Genomic DNA, 19,790 nt, shown 5'->3' on the forward strand with positions numbered 1-19,790 from the left:
GAGCACATTCGAGCGCTTTCCTCGGATGTGCGGAGTAAAGCCCAGCCCCGTATGAAGCCCCCTCTCCACCCTCCATCAGCGCAGCGGAACCATCATCCATCTTCCAAAAAAAATCCCTCCCCCGACCAGCAGGGGAGAGAAGAGGAAAAGGAAACTTTAGCGCAGGCCAGCGGGCAGCAGCACCATGTCCACGACGTAGACGTTGGCGTTGCCGACCTGCATGGGTTCGCCGTTGCCAAGGCGCATGCCGTCCATGCTCAGGCCGTTGGCGTCACGGGTGAGGGTCAGGGTGGTGCCTTCGGCGGTGGTCAGGGGCGCGGCGACCAGCGCGGCGGCGTCGGGGCGGCCCGAGACGACGTGGTAGGACAGGACCCGCTTGAGCAGCGCGGGGTCGGCTTTCACCGCGCTGAGCTTGGCCGCGTCGAGCTTGGCGAAGGCGTCGTTGGTGGGCAGGAACACGGTGTATTCGCCGCTGGTCAGCATGCCGAGCAGGTCGGCGCTGGTCAGCAGTTCGCGCACGGTGCTGAAACGCTCTTCTTGCAGCACGGCGGTCAGGTCGGCGGCGGGCGCAGTCACGTTGCCGCCCGCGATGGCGCCGCCAGTGGCCGTGCCGGTGGTGGCGGGAGCGGGGGCCGCTTCAACTGGGGCCGGGGTCGTGGTGGTCGTGGTGACCGTCGTCACGGTGGTCGCTTCGGCGGGGACAGGCGCGGCCTCGCTGGTGGTGTCGGCAGGAACTTCTTCCACCGTGGGCACCACGAAGCCTTCGGGCAGCAACACGGCGTCCACGGGGTAGATCAGGCCGTTGCTCGACTCGACCACAGGGGAGAGCTGGGCGCTGACGGTCAGGGCGGTGCCCGCCGCCGTCATCAGGTTGCCTGCCTGCACCTGCTCGGTGCTGAGTTTGCCTTCGACCACGTGGTACTTGAGCAGGCTGGCAAGCAGTTCGGGGTTGCTGGCAACGGCGGCCAGGGTGCCTTCGGGCAGCGCCGCGAACGCCGCGTCGGTGGGCGCGAACAGGGTGTACTCGCCGCTCATCAGCAGGTCGGTCAGGTCGGCGTCGCTGAGCAGGTCGCGCAGGGTGCTGAACTGGTCATCGGCCACCAGCATGTCGTAGATGGTCGTTCCGGTCACTTCGGTGACGGCACCTTCCGCCGACTCGGTCGCGGTTTCCTCGGTGGTGGCCTCCTCCGTGCTGGTCTCCTCAGTCGCCGTCTCGGTGCCAGCGGGGGTCTGCACCGTCACCGCGCCGCTGAGGGGCAGGGCGGGAATCTTGGTGATGTCGATGGCTGCCGGAGCCGTGACCGCCGCAGCGGTGGCCGGGGCAGGAGCCGCCGGAGCGGGCTGGGGCACGGCGGGAGCAGGAGCGGGGGCCGCCGCCGCCCCCGTCATTTCGGGCATCAGCACCGTGTCGATGGCGTGAACGACACCGTTACAGGCCATGATGTCGCCCTTGACCACGCGGGCGTTGTTGACCATGATCTGGGCGCTGGACACCTTGATCTGCACGTCCTGGCCGTTTTCGGTGGTGCCCGCGGTCGCGCCGCGCAGGTCGGCGGCGGTGGCCTTCTCCGCCACCACGTGGTAGGCCAGCACGTCCAGCAGCATTTCGGGGTCGTTGAGCAGCCCGGCGAGCTGGTCGCTGGGCACCTTGGCAAAGGCGGCGTTGGTGGGCGCGAACAGCGTGTACTCGCCCTTGGTCAGTTCCTGGGTCAGGTCGGCGGCATCAAGCGCCGTCGCCAGGGTGCTGAATTGCGGGTCAGTGGTCACAATGGCGGCGATGCTCTTGCAGGTCGCAGGCCGGGGCTTGGCGGCGGGCTGACCAGCGCCACCCGCGAGGGCGGGCGTGGCGAGCATCAGACTGAGGGTCAGTAAACCGAGTTTCTTCATTGCAGTCACCTCTGAATTGAATTGTGGATTGAGTTGGGAAATCCGCCTCACAATTGACACCACTGGGGGCCAAATTGCAACCGCTCCGGCTTTTAGGCTTGGTTGGTAGATGAATTGGTCTGGCCTGTGGCGGAGCCTTTGCCCGCTTTGCCTTGCCCCGTATCACTTACCGAAATAGTCTGGCAAATCGGCTTCGGTAATCAGCACTTCACGCGGTTTGCTGCCCTGGTGCGGCCCGACGATGTTCATGGCTTCGAGCAGGTCCATCAACTTACCCGCGCGGGCGTGGCCCACCGACAGGCGGCGCTGCAACCTCGACACGCTGCCCTGGCCTTCTTCAATACAGACCAGCGCGGCCTGGCGCAGCAGCGGGTCGCTGAAATCCATCTGGCTGCGGTCGCCCGTGGGGCCACTGCTCGAAATCAGGCCCTCGAAGTCCGCGCCGTAGGCTTCCACGAAGTCGTCCTCAAAGGTCATGCGGCGCAGTTCGTCGGTGATTTTGACCGACTCGGCCTCGCTGATGTACGGCCCTTGCAGGCGCAGCGGCTTGACCAGTCCCGGCTGGTAAAACAGCATGTCGCCCATTCCGGTCAGGCGCTCGGCCCCGGTGGTGTCCAGAATGGTGCGCGAGTCGTGGCTGCTGCTCACCGCAAAAGCGATGCGGGCGGGGATGTTGACCTTGATGAGTGAGGTCAGGATGTCCACGCTGGGCCGCTGGGTCGCCAGAATCAGGTGCATTCCGGTGGCGCGGGCCATCTGGGCCAGTCGCATGATGGCCGACTCGACTTCCTTGGGACTGGTAATCATCAGGTCGGCCAGCTCGTCGATGATGATGACCAGATGCGGCAGTTCGACTTCGCCCACCGCCCGCATCTTGGCGTTGAACTGCTCCAGGTTCTTGGCCCCCACGCCGCTCATCATCTTGTAGCGCCGCTCCATGTGGGCCACCGCGCCCAGCAGCACGCCCGCCGCATCTGCCGGGTTGGTGACCACCGGGCGCACCAGATGGGGAATGCCGTCGTAGGGCGTCAGTTCGACCATTTTGGGGTCGACCATGACGAACCGCAGGTCGGTGGGCAGGTACTTGTACAGCAGCGAGGTGATGATGGTATTGACACACACCGATTTGCCCGACCCGGTCGACCCGGCGACCAGCAGGTGCGGCATCTTGGCGAGGTCGCCCACCATCATGGTGCCGTCGATGCTCTTGCCCAGGATGATGGGCAGTTTGGCCCGCGTGTTCTTGAAGGCGTTGTCGGCCACCGCCTGATGGAAGGTGACGGGTTCGCGCTCGGCGTTCGGCACTTCCAGGCCGATCACGCTCTTGCCGGGCACGGGCGCTTCGACACGCACGCCGCCTACCGCCAGGGCGCGGGCCAGGTCGTTGGACAGGCTGGCGATGCGGCTGATTTTCTCGCCGGGCGCGGGTTCGATCTCGTAGCGGGTCACGGTGGGGCCGCGTGCGAACTCCTGCACCCGGGCCTGCAACCCGAAGCTCTGGAGGGTCTGGTTGATCATCTCCTTGCGCTGGGCGGCGGCGGTATCGAGCGAAACACTGTTGCGGGCCGCGTTGGGAATGGGGTCGAGCAGCTTCTCGTCCGGCAGGGCCAGCGGCACGGCTCCCCGGCGGCTGACTCCCTTCGGTGTGGGCGCGGTCGGGTGGGCCTGCCCGCGTTCGCCAGGGTCGGCAGGGGCTTCCTCCCAGGGGGCCGGGGTCGCGCGGCGCTTTCCGGCGCTGCTGGTGCTGGAGGCAGAGCGCTGCGGCGCAGGCCGGGCGGTCTGGGCAGGCGGGCCGAAGGGCAGGTCATCCTCGCCTTCCCAAAGGCCCAGGTCGTCGTAGGCCGCTGGGCTAGGCGGTGGCGGGGTCTTGTCCAGGCGCGTCGCGGCGCTGGGAGGCACCGTCCCGAGTCCGGGGGGCGTGTCGGCTCTGGCGGCTTCGGGGGGAATGGCCGGGCGGGTGCTCGCCGGGGTCGGACGGGCGGACGGCGGCACCGGGCGCGACGCGCTGCGGCGGCCCGCAGTTCCGGCGGGCAGTGTTCCACTCGGACGGGCCGCCTGCGCCGCCGCGAAGTCGATGGCAAAGGCGGGAACGGGCGCGCCTTCGGGGGCCGTGTGCTGGGGGAGTGCGTTCTGCCGGGAGCTGGCCTGCTCAGGTTGGCTGCGGCTGCCGAAGGTCGGAGAGGGCCGCTCCTCCTCGGGGCCGGGCGGGGCAATCAGTTGGCTGAGCTTGTGCCCGACCCGCGAGAACAGGCCGCCCTGCTCGCCTTCCGGCAGGTCGTCGGGCATGGGGGGAATGTCGTCGTCCTCTTCGTCCTGGGGCAGCAGGCGGCCTTGCTCCTCCTGTTCTATGGCCTGCGCGAGTTCCTGTGCCCACTCCTCCTTCTGCCTGAGGGTTTCCAGCGGGCGCTTTTGCAACGCTTCGGCCACGCGGGTCGCCGCTTCGGTGGGGCCGCTGTCGAAGTCGGCGGCGAGGTCGGGCCAGCCCGAGTAGTGCTTCTCGTACTCCTGCCACGTGTGAAAGCGGTCTTGGATTTCCTGCCACTGCGTCTGGCGCTTGAGGTGGGCCGTCTGCTCGCGCTGAAGCTGCTCGATGGTGGGGTTTTTCAGGGTGCGCTCGGCGGTGCAGCGCTCGGATTCCAGTTTGCGTGCCCGCCCGCCCAGCGACAGAATCTGGTTGACGAGGTGGCGGCGCAGGTTTTCGAGGGCGGCACTCGCCTGGGTGCTGGGCAAAAAGGCACTGAGTTCGTGGCGGGTGTCGTCCACGATGGCCTTGAGGAATTTGACCGCCTGCTCGCCTTCGGGGGGAGCCTCGGCCTCCACCTTTTGCCGCAGGTCGTGCGCCACCTGCCGCTGCACGTTGAGCGTCATCAGGTCGTAGGTGTCGAGGTCGCCCTGAAGCGCCTTGAGTTTTTCCTCGTCGTAGTGGCGGATTTCGCGCTGAAGCTGCCGGACTTTGTCGAGGGGTTCCTTCAGTCCGGGGTTTTTGGGGTCGAGGCGGCGCAGGGTGTCCAGTTTCTGACGCAGTTCGCTGAGGCGGTGGCGCACGTCGGTGCGGTCGTGGGCGTTCACCGTGCCGCCGCTCTTGCCGGGCAACTTGGCTTCTATGGCTCCCTGCATGGAGTGGCCCACGTCGGTCAGGCGCGCCGTGACCATACGCATCAGGCGGCGCAGCAGGTCGAGCAGCGACAGGCTCAGCATGAATTTCAGGCCCAGCGCCACCAGCCCCAGCAGCAGCAGCGGGGTCGCCAGCCCCAGCACCCCACGCAGCCAGGCCATCGCCCCGGTGGCGAGGCGTCCGGCACCGCCCGGCTCCTGCACCGTGTTGCCGAAAATCATGGCCTGGAGCATCAGCACGGCCCCAATCGCCAGCAGCGCCCCCAGCACCCAGCGCGTAACCTTGCCCAGCGGAGCGCGGGTAAAAAACGCGATGCCGTAGGCAATCAGCACCATCGGCAGCAGCCAAGCCAGCCAGCCCAGCCACTGAAAGAGGATGTCGCGCAGGTCGCCCCACGCACCGCCATTGTTGTCGGGGTGCAGCACCGGAATAAACAGGATGAGCAGCAGCGGCACCGCCAGCGCCAGCACCATCAGGCCCACCACTTCGCCTTCCAGAGGCGAGCGTGACGGTTGATCCTTGTGCGAAGCCGACATAACGGTTCAGTTTAGAGCATTTTGCGTAAAGGTGGAGCTGTCTTTTCCAGCACGGGAGGGGGCTTTCTGTCGCCTGGAACGGCCCGAATCGATTTGGTGGGCGCGTCGGCAGGGCAGGGCCGAATACTCGGCAAATGATAAGCGTTGCGCTGGTGTCATGGTCGGCTTTCGCTCGCTCCCCTGAATTCCATCGAAATCGGTACGGGCCGAAACGTCCGGCTACAATGCGGCGCGTGCCGCTCCATCTTCCGGCTGTGCTCAGGGGCGCTCTGTGGGCGCACGTCCAGCGTGAGTTGCCACAGGAGTGCGTGGGTGCCCTGGGCGGCTGGGTTCGGGGCGAGCGAATCTATGCCCGTGCGCTTTATCCGCTGCCCAACGTGGCGGGCCAGCCCGAGCGGGAATATCTGGCCGAGCCGGGGGCGCTGCTGCGGGCGGTCAAGGCCATGCAGGCCGACTCGCTCGCGCTGGTGGCGCTCTACCACAGTCACCCGCGTGGGCCGGGCGTGCCCAGTGTCTCGGACAGCCGCTTCGCCGCCTATCCGGTGCCCTACCTCATCGCCGACGCTGCCGCCAGCACGCTTCAGGGCTTCTGGCTGCCCGGAGGCGAGGCGGTGGCGATTCTCGACTCGGATGACCTGCCGCCCGCCGAAGATTGACCGCCCGCCGCCGCTCAGGGCAGGGTGCCGAGCCGTTCGAGCAGCAGCGCAAAGAAACCTTCTTCGTCCACGCCGACGGCGACCTGAACGTTGGGCGTCTGCCCGGTGACGTGGTACAGGTCGCAAACGGTGCGGCCCAGGTTGATCCCGTCGTTCAGCTCGACTTCGACGGCGAGGGGTTGCCAGGACAGCAACTCGGGCCGAATGGCGGCGGCCACCGCCAGCGGGTCGTGCATCGCGCCGCCGCTGAGGCCGTACCGCTCGCGGTAGAACGCCGCATAGAAGTTCAACATCTCGGCGCAGACCGCTCCGGCGCGGTTGCCCAGCGCCCGCAACTGCTCGGTGCGCTCGGGCGTGGCGATGCACTGCATGGTGACGTTCAGGCCCACCATGCGAACCGCTGCGGGGCTTTGCAGCACGATTTGGGCGGCGTGCGGGTCGGCCAGCGCATTGAATTCGGCGGCGGGGGTGCGGTTGCCCTGGCCGGTGCTGCCGCCCATCCAGACCACCTCGCGCACCAGATCCGGCAGGTCGGGGGCCATGCGGAAAGCCAGGGCGATGTTGGTCAGCGGCCCGGTGGCAATCAGGGTGACTTGCCTGGGGTTGGAGCGCACGGTGCGGATGATGAAGTCCACCGCGTGGGCCGGATTCGGGTCGCGGCGGGGTTCGGGCAGTCCGGCGGCGGGCAGCCCGGTGGCCCCGTGAACATGGGTGGCGGTGAGTGGGGAGCGCAGCAGGGGCCGGTCGGCTCCGGAAAAGTAGGGCACGCCCTCGGCCACGTCGCCCGCCAGGGCCAGCACCACGCCCGCGTTCCACAGCGCCAGCGGCAGCACCATGTTGCCGTGAACAGCCGTGGCCCCCAGCACCCAGAGTTCGGGACTGGCCAGGGCCAGCAGCCAGGCCACGGCGTCGTCCAGACCGGGGTCACCATCGAGAATCACGGGGCGGGGAGCAGAAAACATGAGCTAAAGATAAGGGCAAAAGTGTTCCCTCGGGAGCAATTTGTTCGCTTTGCCTGCCTCCAGACTGTGAGGCATGACCACTCCCGTGAATCCCCAGGAAATCCTGCAAGCCTTTGAAGCGAGCTACCACCAAGACCCCCGCGACGGCCTGACCGTGACCCCCGGTGTGGAGGGTGGCGAACTGCGCGTGGAAGTGCGTCACCTCGACGCCGACGGCGAAGTGCGCGGCTTCGACGTGGTGGCCCAGCCTGCTCCCAGCGAAAACCGCAGCGCCGCCGAGGTGGGACAGGCCGTGGCCGAAGTCGTCGAGCGCGAACTCGGCTACGGTCAGTTGCCCGCCCGCGACGACGAGGGCGAATTCAAGCGCATCGTGGTCTGAACGGGGTAGAGAGAAGGCCCGCCACCTGTGATGGGGCGGGCCTTTTCTGCTGGGCGCTGGCGCTTTACTTGCCGACGAACACCGCCGTCGTCAGCGCGGGCACCGTCGCCGCCGTGCCAGTGACCTTGCTCGTTCGCACGATGGGGTCGGTGCTCTTGGTGAGAACCGGGTGCAGCGTCAGCCCACGCAGCGAGGCGTCATTCAGCGTCACGGCCTTGCCACTCCCGTTGAAGACCGCCACCACCGTCTTGTAGGGGTTGCTGGCGCTCGTCGCCCCAGTCAGCCGCATAGCGATGACCCCGGTGGGCGCGGGCAGGAAGCTGAGGCCCTGCTGCACCTGGGCCGCCGTTTCCAGGCGGAACAGACTGCTGGATGACCGCACCCGCAGCATTTCGCGGTAGTGGTCGCTCGCCCGCTCGATGTCGGCGGGTGTGACCTTCAACTCCGGGTTGCCCAGCAGCGTGCGGTACAGCGCCCAGTTGCCCTCGTTCTTCTCGGCGGGGGGCAGGCCCTTGCCGAAGCCGTTGCTCTTGCCCGTCCAGTCGAGCGCGTTGAACCAGTCGCCCGAGTTGTAAGAGTCGGTGTCGAACGACTTGGAACGCAAAATGTCGTCGCCCGCGTAGGAAAAGGGCAGCCCCTGGCCCAGCAATACGTAAGAGTGGGCGAGGTTCTGGAAGCGCACGCGGGTCGCGCCGTCCATGTTGGCCGGGGTCTTGAGCAGCACCGCGTCCCAGAGGGTCTGGTTGTCGTGCGCCGAGGCGTAGTTGACCGTCTCGCGTGGGCTGGCCGCGTATCCGGCGGAGGCGTCGCCGTACTTGATTTGGCCGCCCGTGACCACCTTGCCGGTATGGTCGGTCAGGCGGTAGTCGCGCAGGTTGCCGGTCAGCCCGATTTTCACGAGGTCGGCGAGTTGGCCCCACTTGGCTGCGCTGTCGTTGCCGGGTTGACCGTTAGGCACGGCCACCAGCCCCGTCGCCACGCCCTGTTCCTGCAAGCCGCCGAAGGGGTTGCCGCCGCGCAGCGCGTCCCGGATGCGGTCGTTGAAGGTGCCGATGCCCTGGCCGTACAGGTTCACCTGGGTCGCGTTCGTGCCGCGCTTATTGCCCTGCACTTCACCAAAGTCCCAGCCCTCGCCGTAGAGGTAAATCTGCTTGCCGTCCACGCCGTCTTTGGCGAGCGTCAGCGCGTCCAGGGCGCGGCGGGCGGCTTTCATGTCCTCCACCATGTGGTGCCCCATCAGATCGAAACGGAAGCCGTCCACCTTGTACTCGCGGGCCATCAGCACCAGCGTGTCCACCATCAGGCGGCGCATCATGGTGTGTTCGGTGGCGGTGTTGGAGCAGCAGGTCGAGTTCTCGACCCCGCCGTTGACGTTCAGGCGGTGGTAGTAGCCGGGCACGATTTTGTCCAGCACGCTGCGCCCTTGCTGCCCGCTCGCCGCCGTGTGGTTGAACACCACGTCCTGCACCACCCGCAGGCCCGCCGCGTTCAGGGCCATCACCATCTGGCGGTATTCCTTCGTGCGCTCAGCGGGGTTCACCGCGTAGCTGCCTTCGGGGACCATGTAGTGGTAGGGGTCGTAGCCCCAGTTGTAAGCGTCGGCGTCCTTCACGGCGGTCACGGCCCTCTGCTGCGCGTCGCTGTTCGGCGCGAATCGGGAGAGGTCGCCGGGCGTCTGCCATTTGGCCTTGTCCTCCTCGATGGTGGCGATGTCGAAGGTCGGGAGCAGGTGAACGGCTTTCAGGCCCGCGTCGGCCAGTCCCTTGAGGTGCTTCATGCCGCTACTGCCCGTCTGGGTAAACGCGAGGTAGGTGCCGCGCTGGGCGGCGGGCACGCTGGCGTCGGCGGCGCTGAAATCGCGCAGGTGCAGTTCGTAGAAGGACAGGTCGGAAAAGCTCCGCAGGGCGGGTTTCTTGAGGGCGTTCCACCCGGCGGGCTTCTGGCTGCTGTCGCTCAGGTCGGCAAAGAGGCTGTGGGTGCTGTTCCGCGTCAGGGCGACGGAGTAGGGGTCGGTGACGAGGTTGGTTTCGATTTTGCCTGTCGCGGGCGCGTAGACCTTGACCTCGAAACGGTAGGCCAGTCCCTTCCAGCTCGGGTCGCCCGCCGCCGTCCAGACGCCCCCCTTGTCGCGGGTCATGGGCAGGGTGCGCTCCTGGCTACCGTCGGGCCGTGAGACGCGCAGCTTCACGTCCTGCGCGGTGGGTGCCCACAGGCGCACGGTGGGTTTGTTGCCCTGCCACGCGACGCCCAGCGGCCCGTCGTAAGCGTAGAGGTCGTCCAGCGCCCAGGCGGTCTGCACGCCCGTCGCGTCCAGCACGGTGCCGTCGGGCATCACGCTGCTGACTGCCAGTTGTCCACTCAGCGCGGCGGGCAGTTTGGCGCGGTCTTCGGCGCGGATTTGCAGCAGGGCGTAGCCCGCCAGATACGGCGCTTTGGCCTTCAGTGCTGGCGTCAGTCCACCTTCGACTTCTTCCAGGGTGAGGGTGTCGCCGCCGCTCACGCCGTCTGCGCCCAGTTTCAGGGCGGCGGTGGGCGAGACGTGCAGGGTCAGCCACGCGCCGGGGCGCACCAGTTCGGGTTTCACGGCGATCAGGTCGCGGCCCAGCATGATGGCCTGCTGTTTTCTCAGGTCGCCCACCGTCCTCACGCTGGTGTCGGGGCGGGTGGTGGACAGGTCGGTTTTGCCGCTGACCACCCAGATTTGGTTGCCCATTGCGCGGGTGAGCGTTCCGTCGGGGCCGGGGTCTTTTTCGTCGCCCTTGTGGACGATGAAGCCCAGTTTCTGCCAGTCGGTCTTCATCGGCACGTCCCAGTAGACCCAGCCGCCCTGCTCGCCTGTGGGGGCAAGCGGCTTGTCCCAGGCGACCTGCGCGGTGGTGTCTTCCCAGGCGTGCAGCCCCCAGCCCGAGTAAACCCCGTCGGGGCGGAAGTAGTTGACGCGCACCGACCCGGCGGGAATTGGCGCTTCCTGTGGGGGGAGGCTGCCCGTCGTCTGCTTGGTCGCGTCCACGTCGAATGGCCCGGACTGGCTGTAGGCCACGTTCGCGCTGCCCGATTTCAGGAACAGTTCGCGCCCGCGTGAGAGGTCGTACCACAGGTCGGCGCCGGGGTCTTTGGTGTCGCCCTGGTGGACGATGAAGCCGAGTTTCTGTGCGCCGGGCCCCAGTTTCACGTCCCAGTACACGCCCCAGTCGTCCTTGCCCGACTGCACCAGGGGTTTGGCCCAGTCCACCGCCGTCGCCACATCTTCCCAGGCGTGCAGGCCCCAGCCGGAATAGGCCGAGTCGGGGCGCTGGTAGTGAATCCGAACGGTGTCGGCGGGGAGGGCAGTTTGGGCCGCCGCCGAAGCGGTCAGGGCCAGGGTGAGGCCAGTCAGCAGATTTTTCATGTTCGGGGAGAGTGTAGACGGTTTGGTTACAGAGGCACGCGCCCCCCGCCCCTGCCCTAGAGTCTGGGCTGATGTCCGCCGCGCCCCCGCCCGCCCTGCAACTCGCCCACATCGCCCGCAAATTTGGGCCGCAATTCGTGCTGCGTGACGTGTCGCTGAACGTGCAGCCGGGTGAAGTGCTGGCGCTGTTCGGCGGCAACGGGGCCGGAAAAACCACGCTGCTGCGGGTGGTGGCAGGGCTGCTGTCACCCAGCCGGGGCGAGGGGCGTGTGTTCGGCTACGACCTGAAAGACAAACCCAGCGTGCGCGAACACGTCTTTTTCATGACCGAGGGAGGCGGGCTGTATGCCGACCTGACCGCCGCCGAAAATCTGGACTTCACGGCGCGGATGTACGGCCTGACGCCGCGCAGCGCCGAGATGCTGGAGCGCGTGGGGCTACACGGGGCCGAGGCCAAACGCGCCCGCGACCTCAGTTCGGGAATGCGCAAGCGGCTGCAACTCGCCCGGATGCTGCTCGCGCCCACGCCGCTGCTGCTGCTCGACGAACCGTTCGCCAACCTGGATACGGCGGGCAAGGAAGCAGTGCTCACCCACCTCCGCGCCGCGCAGAGTGAGGGCAAGACCATCCTCTTCAGTTCACACGAGCCGGAACTCGCTGGGCAGGTGGCGACCCGCACCCTCTCGCTGGAAGGCGGGGTGCTGGCATGAGAGCCATGCTGACGGTGCTGCTCAAAGACCTGCGGCTGGAGGGACGCAGCAAAGATATTTTGTCCACGACGCTGTTTTTCGCCGGGTTGGTGGTGCTGATTATGGGCTTCGCCTTTGGCCCCGACACGGGCAAGATGCGTGACGCCGCCGCCGGGGTGCTGTGGTGTGCCCTGGCCTTTGCCAGTGTGCTGGCGGCGGGCCGGGCCTGGGGCAGCGAGCAGGAAAGCGGGGCGCTCGAAAGCCTGCTGCTCTACCCGGTGGCCCACGAGTGGCTCTACCTCGGCAAAGCGGCGGCCAACGCCCTGCTGATGCTTTTTCTGGGCGTGGTGACGGCGGGGCTGACCGCCATTTTCTTCGACGTGCAGTTTGCCAGCCTGGGCCTCATGGCGCTCACGCTCACGCTGGGGGTGCTGGGCCTGAGTCTGGTCAGCACCTTCTACGCCGCCATCACCGTCAACCTGCGGGCCAAAGAAGCCCTGCTGCCCGTCCTGAGTTTTCCCATCATCATCCCGGTCATGATCGGCGCGGTCAAAAGCACCGTGCTGCTGAGCGGGGCCATGAACCCAGGCGACTACTGGGCCTGGACCCGGCTGCTGCTGGGGTTCGACGTAGTGACGCTGCTGGTGGCGACGTTTATTTTTCCCTACGCAGTAGAAAGCTGAAACAAAAAGCCCTGGCGCAGAGGCCAGAGCTTGCCGCGCCGTGCCGCCTTCAGAGCGGCGTGTGAGGCAGCGCCATATTCCGCATAAACCGGCTCATGGCCTGCACCGCCCGCTGAAACTCGCTGAATTCGACGGGCTTGACCACATAGCTCGCCGCGTGCGCCTGATAGGAACGCAGCACGTCTTCCTCGGCCTGACTGGTGGTGAGCATGAAGACTGGAATGGTCATCAGGTCGGGGTCGGTCTTGAGATGGGAGAGCAGTTCCAGGCCGTTCATGCGCGGCATGTTGATGTCGAGCAAAATCACGTCGGGGCGCGGAACGCTGGCGTAAGGACCCTGCCGCCGCAAAAAGTCGAGGGCCTCCACGCCGTCGCGCACCACATGGAGTTGTCCGGCCAGCCCCTCTTCCTCAAAGATTTCCTGCATGAGCATCACGTCCGGCTCACTGTCTTCGACCAGCAGAAACTGAATGGGAAGAATGCCCGGCTGCTCCGGCGTCCCGTAGTGGCGAAGCTGTTGCTGTGCATTCATACGAACCTCGAATCCCGTCGCCAGTCACGGCGCTCTGGTCTTTACAGTGTGCCACCTGTACCCGAATTCCGGGTCATGGGCGGCTTTAGGCTTCCGTGACGCCCTCTTGAGCGAGTCTTGAAAGGGCTACCCTCTTTGCCATGAATCTGTTGCAACTGTCGCTGACCGGGGGGGCCGCTTTCCGCGAGGTAGACGCGCTGCTCTCAGGGCTGACCCTGGCCCAGGCTTCGCAGCCGGGCACGCCCTACACCCTGGCCGAACTGCTGGCGCACCTCCGCGTCACCATGCGGGCCAGTCTCGACCTCGTGACCGGACAGGCGCAGGAATGGCCCGAAGGCCTGGACGTGTGGCCCTTGCCGCCCGTGCAGGAGAGCGAGTGGAACGCCCTGCTCAGTGACCTGCGGCTGATGCTGGCCGAGGCTTCGGCACTGGCGGGCGACCCCAGCAGCCGCGCCCGTGACCTGCTGACCGACCTCGCCGTCCACAACGCCTACCACTGGGGGCAGGTGGCCTTGCTGCGGCGGCAGGCGGGGGCAGAGTTTGAGTAAGCCGGACCTGACACCCCTTCTCGGTCAGCGGGTGCGGGTGGTGGTGGACAGGCCGCTCGGCAGCGTCCATCCCCGGCACCCCGACCTGCTGTATCCCGTCAATTACGGCGAACTTCCCGGCACCCTCAGCGGCGATGGACAACCCGTTGACGCCTATTTGCTCGGCTGGGACGAGCCGTTGGCCGAGGCGGAAGGCGAGGTGATTGCCGTCCTGCTGCGGGCCGACGATGCCGAAGACAAGTTGGTGGTGGCGCGGGCGGGCACTGACTGGACGGAGGCGGACATCTGGGAAGCCGTTCAGTTTCAGGAGCGGTTTTTTCGCACTCGGCTTGTGCGCTCCTGATACCTTGCCCGCATGACTCCCCCTCCTGCCCGGCCCGTTACCCTCATCACTGGCGCGAGCGGCGGCATCGGCTCGGCGCTGGCCCGCGCCCTGGCCCCTGCCCACGACCTCATCCTGACCGGACGCGGCGGAGCGGGGCTGGACGCCCTGTGCGCCGAAGTGGGAGCCACGCCGCTGACGCTGGACCTCACCCGCCCGGAGACCTTCGCCGCCGCACTCGCGGGCCTGGGACGCGTGACCAACGTGGTCCACAATGCTGGAGTAGTCGAACTGGGCGCGGTGGCCGAGCAGGGCCACGAAGTCTGGACCCACACGCTGGCGGTGAACACGGTGGCCCCCGCCGAACTCACCCGGCTGCTGCTGCCCCGAGTGCGCGAGGAGCGCGGGACGGTGCTGTTCGTCAACTCCGGCGCGGGCCTGCGGGCCAATCCGGGCTGGGCCAGTTACGCCGCCAGCAAATTCGCGCTGAGGGCGCTGGCCGACGCCCTGCGCGACGAGGAAGCTCCGCACGGTGTTCGGGTGTCTACGGTTTATCCGGGGCGCACCGCCACCCCTATGCAGCAGAAAGTCCGTGAGCAGGAGGGGGCAAGCTACGACCCTGCCGCCTTCATTGACCCGGCGACGGTGGCAGTGACCATCGCCTTCGTCCTGAATGCCCCGCGTGACGCCCAGTTGCCCGACGTGAGCGTGCGGCCTGGGCCACGTTGAGACGGCCCAATGAACGCCGATTTTGACGCGGTCATCGTGGGCGCGGGTCCGGCGGGGCTGAATGCGGCGCTGGTGCTGGGTGGGGCGCGGCGGCGGGTGCTGCTGCTCGACGGTGACCCCCCGCGCAACGCGGCGGCGCAGGAAGCGCACGGCGTCTTTACCCGCGACAGCACGCCGCCCACGGCACTCAAGCAGGTTGGGCTGGAACAGCTCGCCCCCTACGACGTGACGGTGCTGGGCACCCCGGCCCGTGAGGTTCGCGCCCAGCCCGACGGTTCCTTCGCCGTGCGCCATGACCAGCACTGGGTCACGGCCCGCCGCCTGCTGTTCGCCAGTGGCGTGCGGGACGTGCTGCCGCGCATTCCCGGTTTGCAGGAACGCTGGGGCCGCACGGTGCTGCACTGTCCCTACTGCGACGGCTGGCCCCAGCGCGAGGGGACACTGGCGGTGCTCGGCAGCCATCAGGAAGGGCACCACCTCGCCCTCAGCATCCGCAGCTGGAGCGACCGGGTCACGCTGCTCACCGACGGCCCCGACGAACTGACCCCGGTGCAGCGCCGCGACCTGCGCGAACTCGGCATCGCCCTCGACTCGCGTCCCATTCGGCGGGTGACTGGGCAAGACACCGTGCAGGTGCAGTTCGGTGGTCAGGACGGGAGGGGTGAGCGGCTGAACCTCGACGCCATTTTCCTGAATCCGACCCAGGAGCAGGGCAGCCCCCTGCCCCAGCTGCTCGGCTGCGAACTCGACGCCAAAAGCCGCGTGGTCGTCAACGAAAACGGCATGACCAGTGTGCGCGGCGTGTGGGCGGCGGGCGACATGACCGGAGCGCCCCAGTACGTCATGAGCGCGGCGGCGAGTGGACTGGTGGCGGCTGTCAGCCTCAACAGCACGCTGATTCACGAGGACGTGCGGCAGGGGGGCGCGGCGTTTCATCCCAGCCCGGATGAAGAGAAAGGGGTGGGAGAAGCCTGAGCGGGCCTGCCACACTGTTCCCATGAAAATCGACGAGCGAATGGACCTGACTGAACTGGCCGAGCACATGGGCACCGAGAGCCTGACCGAAGCGGCCCGGATGCGCGACCTGCTGCTGACCGAGAGCCGTGAGCGTACCGAGGACTTCAGTGGCGAGGAGTGGGCCGAACTGCTCATCCGGGCGGGGGAGACCCCGGCCTGAGCGACGCCCGCGCCGTGTCCTTGCGGTGTCTATCCTGGGCGGTATGCCTACGCTGCTGCTGACCGGCTTCGAGCCTTTTCACACCCACCCCGACAACCCCAGCGCGAACGCGGCGCGGGAACTGGATGGCCTGACCTTGCCCGGCGACTGGCGCATTCGGTCGGCGTTGCTTCCCGTCGAGCCTCACGCGGCAGGCGCGACTCTGGACGACCTGCTGAGCGAACATGAACCGGGGGCCGTGCTCCTGACCGGCCTCGCGGCGGGGCGGCCCCAGGTCACGCTGGAGCGGGTGGCGGTGGGGGTCATGGACTTCGACATTCCCGATAACGCGGGCCAGAGCTACCGCGACTGCGCCATCTGCACGGGCGCCGGGGCACCCGCCGCCTACCTCGCCACGTTGCCGCTGCGCTCCATTCTGGCGGCTTGGCGAGAGGCAGAGATTCCTGCCAGTATCTCCAACACGGCGGGCCTCTACGTCTGCAATTACGTGCTTTACCACACGTTGCACACGCTGCGGCAGCGGGGCCGGGCCGATGTCTCCTGTGGCTTCCTGCATGTCCCGGCCAATCCGGCGGTGGCCCTGGCGGTTCCCGCAGACCGTCCCCCCATGCCCTACCTGCCCCAGAGCGAAATCACGCGGGCGGTGCGACTCGCCGCCGAAACAGTCGCCAGGGAAATGGGAAAGATGTGATTTCTCTGCCGAGCCTGATGAGAAGCTGACCGGGCCAGGCGCAGTGGTGTAGCTGGGCGACGAGTCAGGCGTAACAGATGTTTAACCTGTAATTGACGTCGCTTTTGCATAGTCGTGCCGAACACGTTTGGGCCTGTTACGCCTGCGGAAATGTGCTTTGGTGAATGAGGAAAAGGCGGGCAGACTTGTTCTCTTCCTCATGCTGACGCAGTGTCCTCGACATCTTTTTTGCGGATTCGCCGGAAGAATCTCACAGAGCCGGATTCGATTATGTGTCAATAAGCGTCTGGTTCTCACAAACCACTTATTTCCAGTGCATACGCTCATCCGGTGCAGTGGTCTGCTTTTCCGTCATCCGGGCGGGCCTGACTTCCCAGGGGGGTCATAGGTCGCTGGCGACAGACAGGAGCAAGGGAGCCGACCCTGTCAACCGAATTGTCTTTTCTGTGCTGGGAAACATGGGTTGGTTCTGTCGGCCCTCTTAGCATGACGAGTGTTGTCCTGTTTCACCCGTACCGACCTGCCAGCGCACTGCCCGTGCTGGCTTCAGGAGGAAAACCTATGTCCCGAGTGCTCAAATCCGCCCTGTCCGCTTCCGCCCTGTTTGCCTGCATGCTGCTCGGCCAGGGGCAGGCCCAGTCCGCCCAGTCCAGCAGCGCGGCCCAGGTGCGGGCCAACCTCGCCGTCATCAAGCCGATTCTGGAATACGCCGAGCAGGTCGAGGAAGAACTGGTGCTGACCACCACCGCTCCGGTGCCTGCCGTGACCGCCCGCACGGTCCCCGCCCCAGTCAAGGCCGCTTCCCAGGTGGCTACCCCCGTGGCTACCGAGGTTGTGGCTGCTGCCCGCGCCACCGGACGCAGCATGGTGGTCAAGGCGACCGCCTACAACAGCCTGGCGAACCAGACCGACTCCACCCCCCACATCACGGCGACGGGCACCCGCACCCGCCCCGGCGTGATTGCCCTCTCGCGTGACCTGCTGCGCGTGTTCCCCTACGGCACCCGCGTGACCCTGCAAGACTTGTCGGGCCGTTACAACTTCTCCGGGCGCGTTTTCGTCGTCGAGGACACCATGCACCCCCGCAAGACCAACCAGGTGGACATCTGGATGCCGACCTACAACGAAGCCATCCGCTTCGGCACCGGCACCGTGCGGATTACCGCGCTGCGCTGAAGCAAAGCCCTCCTGTTCTGGCCGGACACGTTCGTGTGTTCCGGCTTCTTTTGTGGGCGCGGCGCCGCGTGGGTCGTCCGGCTGCGCTAACCTCGGCCCTGCATGTCTGCCCCGCCCGCCGCTCGCTCTCCCGCCTCCTTCGCCTGGCTGCTGGCCCGCGCCCACCTGTCCCGGCGACGCACCCAGAACCTGCTGACGGTGCTGGGCATCGCGGTGGGCGTGATGGTGCTGATCGCCGCGCTCAGCCTGACCAACGGCTTTTCCAGGGCGCTGGTGGACGCCACGCTGCGGGCCAGTCCTCATCTCAGCGTCAACTCGTTCGTGGCCCAGCCGCCCAACCCGGCCCTCAAAGCCGCCATCCGCGCCGATTCGCGGGTGCAGGCGTTCACCCCGTTCATCGCCGACAAGGGGCTGCTCACCCGCCCCGCCGGGCAGGGCCGCGACGCCGGGGTGGATTTCGCCACGCTGTTCGGGGTGGCCCCGGCGGCGGCCCAGGTGCTGCAACTGCCCGCCGAACAAAGCCGCCTGTTGGCGACGCTCAAGCCGGGCGAGGTGCTGCTGGGGTCGGCGCTGGCCCGCTCGGTGGGGGCGTTTACGGGCGACGAAGTACGTCTGCTCAACTCGCAGCAGCGCCGCAGCGAACTGAAGGTGGTCGGCGTGTTCACGACGGGCAACTACCTGATTGACTCCGCTTATGCCTTTACCAGTCTGGGCACGCTGCAAACGCTGCGGCAGACCGACACCATCACCGGGTACCAGTTGCGGCTGCACGACCCCGAACAGGCCCGCGCCCTGGGCGACGACCTGACCCGCACCGTGCCTTACTCGGCGCTGCCCTGGCAGGACATCTACGGCACGCTGCTCGACCAGTTGGCCTTGCAGAAAAAGGTCATCGCCTTCGTGGTTTTCCTGATTGTGATTGTGGCGGCGTTCGGGATCGCCAACGTGCTGACGCTGGCCGTCTTTGAAAAGACCCAGGAAATCGCCATCCTGCGGGCCATCGGCGCGACCCGGGCAGTGATTACCCGCGTGTTCGTCCTTGAAGGGATGGTGCTGGGGCTGGCGGGGCTGCTGCTGGGCAATCTGCTGGGGCTGGCGATTGCCGCGTACTTCACGGTGCGGCCTTTTCAGTTGCCGGGCGACCTGTACTTCATCACGTCGCTGCCGGTCGAGGTGCGGGCGAGCGACCTGCTGTGGGTCAATGCCGTGGGCCTGGGCACCACGCTGCTGGCGGCCCTGATTCCGGCACGGCGGGCGGCGAACGTGGAGCCGGGGCGAATTATCCGTTAACCGTTTTCAGCTCACCCTGGGCTAGAGTTGCGGGCATGAACAAGTTGCTCGCTGTTGCCGCCTGCGCCGCGCTGCTTTCCTCCTGCGCCCCGACCATGACGGCGCTCAAGTCGCTGGACTCGACCCCGGCCCCTGCGCCCTCCGCGCCACTGCTCGCCGGGCAGACCTGGGAAGTCGAGGGCGGCAGCGTGGCGGTGCGGGCGGGCCAGACCTTCAAGGTCACCGAGGTTTTTGAAGCTGTGCCCGGCACCTACAGCAACCTGGACGCCGCTGGCCTGACCGCCGCCCGGCGCGGCAAGCCGGAGCAGGGCATGACCCTTTTTCCCGCTGTGGCCTACAGCCGTTTGGGGCAACGCCTGGAATTTTTCTGGAGCGAAAACGGCACCGACTACCAGTGCCGAATTGAAAATGTCGCGCCCGGTGCCACGCAGTTGACGGGGCGGTTTTTGCTGTCTGGGACGGACTTTGGCAGTTGCACGGCCCGGCTGCGCTGAAGCGTAGAGAGGAGAGGGTGGAGAGCGGAGGGAAACAGCCCTCAACTCTTCACCCTCTCCCCTTGACCGCGTCAGCCCGCCGCGCGTGACAGACGCTCCAGCACCCGCTCCTGTCCCAGGGCTTCGAGCATCTCGGGCAGGTCGGGGCTTTCCATCGTGCCCGCAGCGGCGGCGCGGACGGGGGGCATCACCTTGCCCATCTTCAGGCCCTTTTCCTCGGCGTAGGCGTGGAAGACCTCCTTGATGGCGGCGGCGTTCCAGTCGGTGAGACTGCCCAGTCGCCCCGCCAGTTCGGGCAGGTGCTCCTGGCCCGCGTCGATGGCCTTTTGCGCCTTTTCGTCTACCGCGAAGTCTTCCGACCAGAAATAGGTGGTCTTGTCGGCAAAGTCCCCCAACACTTCCAGGCGCGGGGTCATCAGCCGCACTACCTTGGCGAAATAGGCGGCGTCCTCGGTGGGCAGGCCGCTGCCGAATTCGTTCAGGTAGTCGCGCAGCCTCGCCACCACGTCCTCCTCGCTCAGCACTTCGCGCAGGTA

At 67.0% G+C, this 19,790-nt stretch carries 18 protein-coding genes and 1 pseudogene; 13 read left to right on the forward strand and 6 right to left on the reverse strand.

Features of this window, described 5'->3' with window-relative positions; translation table 11 throughout:
* Window positions 1–156 precede the first annotated feature (156 nt).
* Complete coding sequence (locus tag Q4C89_RS08835; RefSeq protein WP_303102240.1) at window positions 157–1,887, reverse strand: fasciclin domain-containing protein; 1,731 nt, start codon at window positions 1,885–1,887, stop codon at window positions 157–159.
* Between the two features lie 162 nt (window positions 1,888–2,049).
* Window positions 2,050–5,538, reverse strand: coding sequence for a DNA translocase FtsK (locus Q4C89_RS08840; RefSeq protein WP_303102241.1), 3,489 nt, complete (start codon window positions 5,536–5,538; stop codon window positions 2,050–2,052).
* A 224-nt stretch (window positions 5,539–5,762) separates the two neighbouring features.
* On the opposite strand from Q4C89_RS08840, the gene Q4C89_RS08845 reads away from it, so the two are divergent.
* Window positions 5,763–6,194, forward strand: coding sequence for a M67 family metallopeptidase (locus Q4C89_RS08845; protein WP_303102242.1), 432 nt, complete (start codon window positions 5,763–5,765; stop codon window positions 6,192–6,194).
* A gap of 14 nt (window positions 6,195–6,208) precedes the next feature.
* Here the strand turns inward: Q4C89_RS08845 and Q4C89_RS08850 are convergent, their stop codons facing one another.
* Window positions 6,209–7,156, reverse strand: a complete 948-nt coding sequence (locus Q4C89_RS08850; protein WP_303102243.1) for a nucleoside hydrolase — start codon at window positions 7,154–7,156, stop codon at window positions 6,209–6,211.
* A gap of 73 nt (window positions 7,157–7,229) precedes the next feature.
* Between Q4C89_RS08850 and Q4C89_RS08855 the strand changes: the two genes are divergently transcribed.
* Complete coding sequence (locus tag Q4C89_RS08855; protein ID WP_303102244.1) at window positions 7,230–7,535, forward strand: hypothetical protein; 306 nt, start codon at window positions 7,230–7,232, stop codon at window positions 7,533–7,535.
* A gap of 64 nt (window positions 7,536–7,599) precedes the next feature.
* Here Q4C89_RS08855 and pulA read toward each other — a convergent pair whose 3' ends face one another.
* Window positions 7,600–10,923 (reverse strand): pullulanase-type alpha-1,6-glucosidase, encoded by a 3,324-nt coding sequence (gene pulA, locus Q4C89_RS08860; RefSeq protein ID WP_303102245.1) that lies wholly within the window; start codon window positions 10,921–10,923, stop codon window positions 7,600–7,602.
* Window positions 10,924–10,994: 71 nt separating this feature from the next.
* Between pulA and ccmA the strand changes: the two genes are divergently transcribed.
* Complete coding sequence (gene ccmA, locus Q4C89_RS08865; protein ID WP_303102246.1) at window positions 10,995–11,633, forward strand: heme ABC exporter ATP-binding protein CcmA; 639 nt, start codon at window positions 10,995–10,997, stop codon at window positions 11,631–11,633.
* Window positions 11,630–12,295, forward strand: a complete 666-nt coding sequence (locus Q4C89_RS08870) for a heme exporter protein CcmB (RefSeq protein ID WP_303102247.1) — start codon at window positions 11,630–11,632, stop codon at window positions 12,293–12,295. Before ccmA ends, Q4C89_RS08870 begins: the two co-directional genes overlap by 4 nt.
* A 49-nt stretch (window positions 12,296–12,344) precedes the next feature.
* On the opposite strand, the gene Q4C89_RS08875 is transcribed toward Q4C89_RS08870, so the two are convergent.
* Complete coding sequence (locus tag Q4C89_RS08875; protein WP_303102248.1) at window positions 12,345–12,827, reverse strand: response regulator; 483 nt, start codon at window positions 12,825–12,827, stop codon at window positions 12,345–12,347.
* 140 nt (window positions 12,828–12,967) lie between these two features.
* Here Q4C89_RS08875 and Q4C89_RS08880 point away from each other — a divergent pair, with 140 nt between their 5' ends.
* The 9 genes from Q4C89_RS08880 to Q4C89_RS08920 all read left to right on the forward strand — a co-directional run bounded on the left by Q4C89_RS08880 (window position 12,968) and on the right by Q4C89_RS08920 (window position 19,254).
* On the forward strand, window positions 12,968–13,375 hold the full coding sequence (locus tag Q4C89_RS08880) for a damage-inducible protein DinB (protein WP_303102249.1): 408 nt from the start codon (window positions 12,968–12,970) through the stop codon (window positions 13,373–13,375).
* On the forward strand, window positions 13,368–13,718 hold the full coding sequence (locus Q4C89_RS08885) for an inorganic diphosphatase (RefSeq protein ID WP_303102250.1): 351 nt from the start codon (window positions 13,368–13,370) through the stop codon (window positions 13,716–13,718). The genes Q4C89_RS08880 and Q4C89_RS08885 overlap by 8 nt, the downstream gene beginning before the upstream one ends.
* 12 nt (window positions 13,719–13,730) lie before the next feature.
* Entirely contained in the window at window positions 13,731–14,426 is a 696-nt protein-coding gene (locus Q4C89_RS08890) for an SDR family oxidoreductase (RefSeq protein ID WP_303102251.1), read from the forward strand.
* A gap of 9 nt (window positions 14,427–14,435) precedes the next feature.
* Window positions 14,436–15,401: an NAD(P)/FAD-dependent oxidoreductase gene (locus Q4C89_RS08895; RefSeq protein WP_303102252.1), complete on the forward strand. Its 966-nt coding sequence runs from the start codon at window positions 14,436–14,438 to the stop codon at window positions 15,399–15,401.
* Between the two features lie 22 nt (window positions 15,402–15,423).
* Window positions 15,424–15,603: a hypothetical protein gene (locus Q4C89_RS08900; RefSeq protein ID WP_303102253.1), complete on the forward strand. Its 180-nt coding sequence runs from the start codon at window positions 15,424–15,426 to the stop codon at window positions 15,601–15,603.
* A gap of 43 nt (window positions 15,604–15,646) precedes the next feature.
* A complete protein-coding gene (locus Q4C89_RS08905; RefSeq protein ID WP_303102254.1) occupies window positions 15,647–16,294 on the forward strand; it encodes a pyroglutamyl-peptidase I in 648 nt (215 codons plus the stop codon).
* 561 nt (window positions 16,295–16,855) lie between these two features.
* Window positions 16,856–17,470 carry a 3D domain-containing protein gene (locus tag Q4C89_RS08910; RefSeq protein WP_303102255.1) on the forward strand — a complete coding sequence of 205 codons (615 nt, stop codon included), beginning with the start codon at window positions 16,856–16,858 and terminating at the stop codon, window positions 17,468–17,470.
* 102 nt (window positions 17,471–17,572) lie between these two features.
* Window positions 17,573–18,760: an ABC transporter permease gene (locus Q4C89_RS08915; protein WP_303102256.1), complete on the forward strand. Its 1,188-nt coding sequence runs from the start codon at window positions 17,573–17,575 to the stop codon at window positions 18,758–18,760.
* 35 nt (window positions 18,761–18,795) lie between these two features.
* Entirely contained in the window at window positions 18,796–19,254 is a 459-nt protein-coding gene (locus Q4C89_RS08920) for a hypothetical protein (RefSeq protein ID WP_303102257.1), read from the forward strand.
* A 71-nt stretch (window positions 19,255–19,325) separates the two neighbouring features.
* Here Q4C89_RS08920 and Q4C89_RS08925 read toward each other — a convergent pair.
* Window positions 19,326–19,790: pseudogene (locus tag Q4C89_RS08925) on the reverse strand (glutamate--tRNA ligase); the annotation flags it as partial.

Origin of the sequence: Deinococcus sp., from assembly GCF_030523985.1 — a bacterium.
Classification (GTDB): Bacteria; Deinococcota; Deinococci; order Deinococcales; family Deinococcaceae; genus Deinococcus.